Genomic DNA, 9447 nt, shown 5'->3' on the forward strand with positions numbered 1-9447 from the left:
GTTCAGCTGTAACTGCATCTTCGATGTTAGCAGCAGGAACAGTAATATTAAGACGGCGCTCTAGGCCTTCTAGCGTTTCAACAGTAACTTGCATTATATAAACCTCAAAACTGGCTCAGTAATCTGAGCATATGAGCCGTAACTTAGCTTTAATTCAAAAGCCGACGTTGTTGGCTGCATTCTTGTGTAGTGCTCTATCCGAACACCTAATTTAAAATCGAGCATTGATGTCTGAATTGATTATTCAACCAAACACCAGACTAATCAGCGATATCTTCGTTCTTCACATGCTTATTGAACGTTCTCACGCAGTTATAAAACGTTTTCACGAACCTATAAAAAGCAGTGAAGCTTGTTTTCGGAAACAAGAAAGGTATCTCCGATTAGCCTCAGGACAGAAATTTTAGATGCGACATTCTAGCGATCTGTTTAATCTCTGTCGAGCCGTTCACCTCTGCATGATGATGAATGCTCTAAATTCGTCCAACTAAATGATACAAAAACGATCAAATCATCACTTAGCACAACAGAAATGGGGACAATAGCGACTTTTTCAAGGGAATCGAGGGCTTTTTTTGCTAAAAACCTTAAAAAGAGATCTTGCTCTTGTTTTACCCCTCAGAGTCGATAACTTTTTCAACAATCCCCGTTACAAACCCTTAACCTACCCCCACCTGTCGACTTTCTCCTTTCAGCAAAAACTACCGCTATTTGCTACCATAAATGAGAGAAGACGGGCTTGATTGATTACCAAAGAAATTAGCGGAGAGCCTTCATGTTTCAAGCTTTTAGAATCCCAATACTATTAATGGCCATATACAGTCTACTGATGGTCTTTGGCGGTCATTGGGTGTGGAGTACAAGTCATGAAAGTTTGTTAAATGATCATCAATCTAAGCTAGACCGCTTTTCGGTTCATATTTCAAGCCAACTGGATAAGTTCGCGCACATTCCCGAGCTGCTTTCAAAAGACAAAGAACTGGTCGATGCCCTTCACTCTCCAAGTAACTCTGCGCAAATCGAACTCACCAATCGCTATCTAGAGCACGTAAATTCGGTGATTCAAGCGTCCGACACTTATCTATTAGACAGCATTGGCACCACTATAGCAGCCAGTAACTGGAATCAACCGCATTCTTTTATTCGTCGAAACTTTGCTTTCCGTCCCTACTATCAAGAAGCCATTCAAGGTAATGAAAATCAATATTTTGCGCTAGGTTCAACGTCTGGGAAGCGAGGCTATTATTATTCTTACCCCGTCTCCTATGCCGCTGAGATTATTGGCGTCATTGTCGTAAAGATGGACTTATCGCTGATTGAAGCAAGTTGGAAAGGCAAACAGAGTTTTTTTGTTGCTGACGATAAAGACCAAATCGTATTCATGTCGAGTAATCCTGAATGGCTGTTCAAGAGCCTTCAGCCGCTGAGCCAAGCACAGCAAGCTCGAATTCAAGAAAGCAGACAATATCTCGATACCAAAATAGAAAGCCTTCACTTCTCTGGTGATTTCGAGAGTGCGACTAGCAATATTGAGTCTCCGCACAAGCTCGTCCAAGAGCAATTCTTTAGCTCTTCACGCTTCTTAGCCGAACCGAAACTCACCATACGAGTATTTTCTCCGACCCACTTAGTTTGGTGGGACTTGGTGGCTTACCTTGTAGTTCTCAGCCTTATCTTTGCGATTATTTATCTAACGATGCAGCTCAATCACCATCGACAACAAAGGCGTGCCCAAATTGATAGGCTGCAATCTGAAGCCAAGCAAAAGCTAGAATTTCAAGTGCTTGAGCGCACATCAGAGCTGCATGTCGAGATTAAACATCGTATCGAAACCGAACATGTACTGAGACAGACACAAGACGAACTCATCCAAGCCGCCAAACTGGCGGTGCTAGGGCAAATGTCGGCAAGCATCAGCCATGAGTTAAATAACCCTCTCGCTGCGATTCGCAGTTATGCCGACAACGGCCGACTGTTTCTTGCCAAAGAAAAGATCGATCGTGTCGATGACAACCTCTCGCGAATCTCAGCGCTCACTGATCGCATGGCGAAAATCAGCCACCAGCTTCGCTCTTTTGCAAAGAAATCCACCGCGGAAGAATTACATACGTTGCAGATACTACCCGTATTGCACTCGTCAAGAGAGCTGATGAAACCACAACTCAAGAGTGAACGAGTTAAGGTCAACGAACTCCCTGAAATCTTTGATGCTTGCGTGCTCGCCAACGCCATTCAATTGGAACAAGTGATCATTAATTTGTTGACCAACGCGATTCAGGCGATGGAACAACAAAACGACAAGCAATTAGCTATTCTGTTAGAGATTAGGGAATCCGACCATCAACAAACCAGCACCTTGCTGATTCATGTCGATGATAATGGCCCCGGCTTCACTTCCCCTTCGAGCGGAGATTTTTTTGAACCTTTCCATACCACCAAGAAAAACGGACTTGGACTTGGGTTATCGATTTCTCAACAAATAATCAGCGGAATCAACGGCAAGCTCGTTACCGGTCACAGCCCTCAAGGTGGCGCTCGATTCAGCATAGAGTTGCCCCTTGTTGAGCAAGAACAAAAAGAAAAAAACCAACACCCAAACCAAAAACAACAGACTGAGATTAAACCGTTAGCAAGCTAGCTATTGAACAAGCGAGCCAACCAACAAGCAAAAAACTCAGCGATAATCAGAATACAAAGAAGTAAAGGAATCACTATGTGTCACGTCTATTTCATTGATGACGAATCCGATCTAAGAATGGCGATTGAACAGAGCTTTGAGCTCGCCGATATTGAAGCGGAGTTCTTTCCCGATGCCGAATCTGCTCTGCTCGCAATTCAAGAGAACGGCTTACCCCACGTGATCATCACTGATATCTGTTTACCGGGTATTTCCGGGCATGACTTGCTCAACACCGTAATGCACAAAGATAAAGAAGTCCCCGTAATCATGATCACTGGCCACGGCGATATCTCCATGGCCGTGCAAGCTATCCAAGACGGCGCCTATGACTTCATTGAAAAGCCGTTCGCCAATGAACGTCTAATCGAAACCACTAAGCGAGCGATTGAAAAACGCCAACTTACCCTTGAAAATCTTGAATTAAAGCGCTCTCTCAAGGCCAGTAAAGCGCTTGGACCAAGAATCATTGGTGACACGCAATCAATGACCGAACTGCGTTCTATCATCACCCACGTTGCCGACACTAACGCCGATATTTTGTTGTTTGGTGAGACAGGCACGGGCAAAGAATTAGTCGCACGGTCCCTACATGAGCAAAGCAGTCGACGAGAACAAAACTTTGTTGCCGTCAATTGCGGGGCGGTTCCAGAAAATCTGATTGAAAGTGAGTTGTATGGCCATGAAAAAGGCGCATTCACAGGTGCTGAGAGTAAACGCATTGGCAAGTTCGAGTTTGCTCAAGGCGGAACCCTATTCTTAGATGAGATCGAATCCATGCCGATGCAGGCACAAATTCGCCTGTTACGTGTCTTACAAGAACGCGTCATCGAAAGAGTTGGCTCAAACGGATTGATCCCACTTGATATTCGAGTAATCGCCGCAACCAAAGTTGACTTGAAAAAGGCAGCTGAAGAAGGGGCTTTCAGACAAGACCTTTACTACCGATTGAATGTTGTCACCCTAGATTTACCGCCGTTGAGAAGCCGCCAAGAAGATATCCCAGCACTCTTCCACCACTTCTTACTGGTCGCTGCGGCACGTTATGGCAAAACAGCCCCGGCAATTCCACAGAAAGAACTGCACGAGCTTTTAGCCCACGATTGGCCGGGAAATGTACGAGAATTGCGTAACACTGCGGAGCGTTTCGTACTTTTAGGTAAACTATCTCACTTATCAGACAGCACTTCGGAGTCGACCCAACATTTGTCGTTAGCAGAACTGGTTTGTGATTTTGAGAAAAACATGTTAAAGCAAGCGCTTATTGAGTGTAATGGCAGCATCAAAGAGACGATGGATAGACTACAACTTCCCCGAAAAACACTCTACGATAAGATGCAAAAACACCAGCTAGTGAAAGAGTCATACAGACAAAACGAAAACTAAATTAGATTTGGGAGCAAGATCACCTATACTTATTTTGATAACAGGATGTTATGCAATCAAAGTAATAAGGAAATAACTATGGGTGAGAAAACAAGAGTTCCCTCGATCACCGATACTTTCGAGATAGATGGTATTTTTTATACTGACAATCATGTCGATCTATACACGCCAGAATTAGAGGCAAAAAGAGCGCTGTATGAGCAGATTGATTTAGGTTCTAGATATGGCAAGATTATCGATGAGGAGGTTTAACCCTCCTCATCACTTCGTTGTTACTTCACTACCTACTTAGTGATGATCTCTGGCCCCATCAAGGTGGTCGGTAACCATGTTGATACCCAAGGTACGTAAGTTACGATAATCAAGAACAAGAACATCACGCCAACCCATGGCAACGCTGCTTTTACCACGTTCATCATCGACATCTTCGCGACCCCGGCGGTAACAAACAAATTGAGCCCAACAGGCGGCGTTATCATCCCTATCTCCATGTTCACCACCATCATGATACCTAGGTGAATTGGGTCGATGCCCAGTGCAATTGCAATTGGGAATACCAATGGCGCAACGATGATCAGCAAGCCTGATGGCTCCATGAACTGCCCACCAATCAAGAGTAGAACGTTCACCACAATTAAGAAGGTGATCGGACCCAAGCCTGCAGACAACATAGATTCCGTGATCATCTGAGGAATACGTTCTTCTGTCAGTACATGCTTAAGAATCAGAGCATTAGCTATGATAAATAGCAGCATGATCGTCAACTTACCTGCATCATAGAGCGTGTCTTTGGTATCTTTGTGGAAGAAGGTTTGGAACACTTTAACCAAAGCAGGCTTTGTATTCTTCTTGTCAGCGAAAGGCCCCATATCTTTATAGATAAAGTTGGCAATAAAGAACGCGTATACCGCTGCAACAGCTGCCGCTTCCGTCGGTGTAAAGATACCGCCGTAGATACCACCCAAAATGATGACAATCAGTAGCAGACCCCAACTTGCGTCTTTTGCTGCTGCGAACATCTCACCCCAGCCCACAAACGGCTGTGCAGGAATCTTCTTAATACGTGCTGCAATGTAGATAGCAATCATCAACATCACACCCGCCAACAGACCAGGAATCACGCCACCAAGGAACATACGACCTACAGATACATCCGTCGCCGCAGCGTAAACAACCATAACAATTGACGGTGGAATCAAGATACCCAAAGTACCCGCATTACAGATAACCCCTGCCGCGAATTCTTTTGTGTAGCCGTTTTTGATCATACCAGCGATAACAATACTACCGATTGCTACTACCGTTGCTGGAGACGATCCAGATAACGCTGCGAACATCATACATGCCACAACCGACGCCATCGCTAAACCGCCGCGGAACCAGCCGACCATTGCGATAGCAAAACGGATAATACGTTTCGCCACACCACCGGTTGACATGAAGCTAGAGGCCAAGATAAAGAAAGGGATCGCTAAGAGTGTGTAGTGGCCTGCAAATGCGTTGAACAACGTTTGTGCGACTGAAGCTAATGACGCATCTGAATGCATCAATAAGAATATGACGCTCGATAAACCAAGGGAAATCGCAATTGGTACACCGACCAACATGAAAGCAATTACCATTAAAAATAGAAATAACATTGCCATGATTAGCCTTCCTTACCGTTAGATTTTGTACCCGACTCGTTCGCCTTGTTTTGCTTAGTCGAATCCAATACCGCTGTCGCGTCTTCATCAGAACCCGCTAACACATCAGCTTTCAATGCATCCAGCTCTTCTTCGGCTTCATGGCCTGCAATCATGCGGTCAAGCTTGCCCGTCGCCACTTGATAAGCGATTTGGATGAATCGGAACGTCAGCATTGCCATGCCAATCGGCAGCGCCATATAAGGAATAAAACGTGGCAGTTTCTCGTATCGCTCGCCTTCATTCAACCAGTCAGCAAGAAACTGAAGCATCTCGGGCATTGGAATATCATCGGTCTCGTACCAAGCGCGCTCAGTCGCAAACGGGTACCAGTAATTCCAAGAACCGATAAGAAGTAAGATTGAGAATGCTAGGCAGCTTGTGACGGCGATTAACGCATACACTTTACGTAGCTTTTCTGGGGCAAGGTTGATGATCACATCAACGCCAATGTGGAAGTGTTTTTTAACGCCATAAGATGCGCCCACTAACACCATCCAAGCGAACATGAACACAGTCAGTTCTAGTGCCCACAAGATATTGCCATTGAATGCGTATCTGAATACAACATTGGCAAAAGTAAGTAGCGTCATTGCGCCAAGGAAAAATGCGATTAATGACTCTTCAATCACATCTGTAACTCTTCCGACTTTGGAAAAAAAAGAGGTTTCCAGTGCTGATTCGCTAGAATTTGGTTGTTCCATTTGAGGATTATCCATAATTGGCTCCGCTTATAGTTATTTTAATAAGGAGTGGCGAAATGCACGCCACTCCCTTAGCGGTGTTATTGGTTTGAAGCTAACGCTGCATCGATAAGGTCTGAACCGATGTCTTTTTCAAACTTCTTCCACACTGGTTGAAGTGCAGCTACCCATGCTTCACGCTGTTCAGGCGTAAGTGTACGAACCTCACCACCGGCTTCGATGATGTTATTTTTGTTCGCTAGGTTAACTTTTGAAGATTCTGCATTACGTGTTTCAGAGACTTCTTGAACGATAGTGCCAAGCTGTGTACGTACATCTTCAGGTAGGTCTTTCCAGAAGTCGTTTGACGTTACCACTAGGTAATCCAAGATACCGTGATTGGTTTCAGTTACGCCGTCTTGTACTTCAAAGAACTTCTTACCGTAGATGTTTGACCATGTGTTCTCTTGACCATCGATAACCTTAGTTTGCAGGCCACCATAAACTTCTTTGAAAGACATCTTCTGTGGGTTAGCGCCTAGTTGTTCAAACTGAGCCACCAATACGTCTGATGCTTGAACACGGAATTTCAAACCTTCCGCGTCTTCAGGGTTGATAAGAGGCTTATTCGCCGACATCTGTTTCATGCCATTGTGCCAAAACGCTAGACCTTGAAGGCCACGACGCTTCATCGCATTCTTCAGTTTTTCGCCAGATTCTGAGTTTTGGAAACGGTCAACGGCTTCTACGTCTTCAAATAGGAAAGGAAGGTCAAAAATGCGGTATTTCTTAGTGAACTTCTCAAATTTAGACAGCGATGGTGCCGCCATTTGAACATCACCATTTAACAGGGCTTCCAGTACTTTATTATCATCGTAGAGTGTTGAGTTAGGGAAAACTTGCATACAAGCTTTGCCATTCATTTCCGTGTTTACTCGCTCTTCCAGTAAAGAAGCGGCAATGCCTTTCGGGTGCTTATCGGTATTGGTTACATGACTGAATTTAATCACGATTTCACCTGGGTCACAGTTTGCAGCAGCATTAAAACTTGTGAGCGCCAGAGCAGATACAGACAGCAGGGTAAGAGGCTTAAACATTATTATTCTCCTTAGTAAACAAAGCAGCCCTTCAATGGGAACTGCGTGCTTTCACTAAGGCAATTAACGCGCCACATTGAAACAAAACATTAACAAACCTTTAACTATAAGGCTTCATGATATCTGCCTGCAGCAGTCACTAACTCGCTGCAAAAATCAATGGGTGGAAAATGACACATAGAATATTTGTAAATGGGTGGAAGCTGACCAACATATTAGGGCGTGTTGACCTTTCGAGCTGATTTTTGCAGCGAGTTGCTGGGTATTTATACAAGGCAAAGGCTTTGATGTGTAGCTAGCCTACATGAGAAGCCGATAACGTAGTAGAAATGACCAGCAAACGCTGCCCGAAGGGTTCGGCTAAAAGCGTTTTACTCTTTGTTGAGGGAGATTTGCTTAGAATGACTAGGCTACTTCCCCCTCGCCGCGATTAAAACGCTTTTATCTCGAACAAAATTTAACCACGAAAGGTCAACACGCCCTAGTAATGAATAAGGCCGAATGAGGTCTGACCAAGAGCCACATTGCCGATGATACCTTGAAGTAATTTCGACCTATCCTGTAGAGTGCTGCACAACTTAGTCAGATTTACACTTAATAAGAGTTGATACCAATGAGTCAGATCTACCATCACCCAGTACAAATTTACTATGAAGATACCGATCACTCAGGTGTGGTTTATCACCCTAACTTTCTAAAGTACTTTGAGCGTGCGCGCGAACATGTCTTGGGTAGCGATAAATTGGCGGAATTGTGGAACGAGCACGGACTAGGTTTTGCGGTCTATAAAGCCAACATGACTTTTCAAGATGGTGTTGAGTTCGCTGAGATCTGTGACATCCGAACTTCTTTTGAACTCGATGGCAAATACAAAACGCTATGGCGACAAGAAGTGTGGCGTAAAGATGCAACCAAACCCGCGGTGATTGGTGATATCGAAATGGTCTGTTTAGATAAAGACAAACAACTGCAGCCCGTACCTGCCGAAGTATTAAAAGCGATGCTTGGCGAAACGAGCTAACTTCGTCTCACCAAACCAGCTTAAAAGAGATGAGACGACGAAAAGGTTCTCATCTCTAATTGCATTGGCAGACTCGCCCCACCAAGCGTAACAGCAAAGCGATACTGCTCATCCAACCGCCCCAAGCAACATTGCCAATCTGCAGAACTATCGGTTTGCTCAGTAACATCCAACCCAACTCCACTGTATATGCTGATTTCACCATGCAATCTAATTTCATCCTGCAAGTTTGGTTGAAAACCCGAAGCGTGAATTGACAATGTTTGCTCCGTCAGATTGGAGAATTCGAACGAAAAGCTTCGCAACGATGTGGCCAGCCCCTTGCCCGTAGCTTTGATGTACGACTCTTTCAACGCCCACAGATCGAAAAAACGCTCTCTCTGTTCTTCTTTGCTGAGCTCAAGTAAATCCGCCAATTCTTTATCTGAAAAGTAGTGCTTCATGATCGAGTCGATATTGGTCGAACTTCTTGCGTGTTCAATATCAACACCCAATTGAACTTGCTTCCCTTCTATCTGGCAAACTGCAATCAACAAATGTTCTTTGCTATGACTAATATTGAAATTTAACCCCGTCTTGAGTTGCTGTTCGACGACTAAACTTGGCTTTCCTTTCTCGCCATATTCAAAGCGCCACGCTTCAGGCATCAAATCAGAATAGCGAGACAGCACCTTTCTTAGGTAATTTCGAACATACAGAGCCTGAATTTGAGATGAGGGCATTCGATAGCGCTCAACTTTGGCTATCTCATCGGCTGTCAGTCTCTTTTTGAGCTGCGATACATTGTCTGGCTGGTCATCTAAATTACTCAGAGAACATAGCCACAAATCAACAACGGAAGTTTTCATTTAACTCGAACTCACTTCTAGAAATCACTCTTCAAAACACGATTGGAACA

At 44.4% G+C, this 9447-nt stretch carries 9 protein-coding genes and 1 pseudogene; 4 read left to right on the forward strand and 6 right to left on the reverse strand.

Going from position 1 to position 9447, the window contains the following annotated elements:
• Together AACR09_RS06525 and AACR09_RS06530 are read right to left on the reverse strand one after the other, a co-directional pair.
• On the reverse strand, positions 1-94 hold a 94-nt coding region (locus tag AACR09_RS06525; RefSeq protein WP_339367115.1), incomplete at its 3' end, for a trigger factor.
• A 335-nt stretch (positions 95-429) separates the two neighbouring features.
• A pseudogene (locus AACR09_RS06530) lies at positions 430-612 on the reverse strand (hypothetical protein); the annotation flags it as partial.
• 163 nt (positions 613-775) lie between these two features.
• Here AACR09_RS06530 and AACR09_RS06535 point away from each other — a divergent pair.
• The 3 genes from AACR09_RS06535 (at position 776) to AACR09_RS06545 (ending at position 4315) form a co-directional block, all read left to right on the forward strand.
• Positions 776-2638 carry a sensor histidine kinase gene (locus tag AACR09_RS06535; protein WP_193836229.1) on the forward strand — a complete coding sequence of 621 codons (1863 nt, stop codon included), beginning with the start codon at positions 776-778 and terminating at the stop codon, positions 2636-2638.
• A 75-nt stretch (positions 2639-2713) separates the two neighbouring features.
• Positions 2714-4063 (forward strand): sigma-54-dependent transcriptional regulator, encoded by a 1350-nt coding sequence (locus AACR09_RS06540; RefSeq protein WP_193836230.1) that lies wholly within the window; start codon positions 2714-2716, stop codon positions 4061-4063.
• Between the two features lie 78 nt (positions 4064-4141).
• Positions 4142-4315: a hypothetical protein gene (locus AACR09_RS06545; protein WP_193836231.1), complete on the forward strand. Its 174-nt coding sequence runs from the start codon at positions 4142-4144 to the stop codon at positions 4313-4315.
• A 32-nt stretch (positions 4316-4347) separates the two neighbouring features.
• Here the strand turns inward: AACR09_RS06545 and AACR09_RS06550 are convergent, their stop codons facing one another.
• The 3 genes from AACR09_RS06550 to AACR09_RS06560 all read right to left on the reverse strand — a co-directional run bounded on the left by AACR09_RS06550 (position 4348) and on the right by AACR09_RS06560 (position 7528).
• On the reverse strand, positions 4348-5709 hold the full coding sequence (locus AACR09_RS06550) for a TRAP transporter large permease (protein ID WP_004736074.1): 1362 nt from the start codon (positions 5707-5709) through the stop codon (positions 4348-4350).
• 2 nt (positions 5710-5711) lie between these two features.
• Entirely contained in the window at positions 5712-6467 is a 756-nt protein-coding gene (locus AACR09_RS06555; protein ID WP_193836232.1) for a TRAP transporter small permease, read from the reverse strand.
• Positions 6468-6532: 65 nt separating this feature from the next.
• The gene (locus tag AACR09_RS06560; protein ID WP_004736072.1) at positions 6533-7528 is read right to left on the reverse strand and encodes a TRAP transporter substrate-binding protein; all 996 of its coding nucleotides are present in this window, start codon (positions 7526-7528) and stop codon (positions 6533-6535) included.
• Between the two features lie 613 nt (positions 7529-8141).
• On the opposite strand from AACR09_RS06560, the gene AACR09_RS06565 reads away from it, so the two are divergent.
• On the forward strand, positions 8142-8549 hold the full coding sequence (locus AACR09_RS06565; protein ID WP_004736070.1) for a thioesterase family protein: 408 nt from the start codon (positions 8142-8144) through the stop codon (positions 8547-8549).
• A 20-nt stretch (positions 8550-8569) separates the two neighbouring features.
• On the opposite strand, the gene AACR09_RS06570 is transcribed toward AACR09_RS06565, so the two are convergent.
• Positions 8570-9397 carry a 4'-phosphopantetheinyl transferase family protein gene (locus AACR09_RS06570; protein ID WP_108093775.1) on the reverse strand — a complete coding sequence of 276 codons (828 nt, stop codon included), beginning with the start codon at positions 9395-9397 and terminating at the stop codon, positions 8570-8572.
• Positions 9398-9447 lie beyond the last annotated feature (50 nt).

The organism is Vibrio sp. OPT20 (genome assembly GCF_963889365.1).
Taxonomy (GTDB): Bacteria; Pseudomonadota; Gammaproteobacteria; order Enterobacterales; family Vibrionaceae; genus Vibrio; species Vibrio splendidus.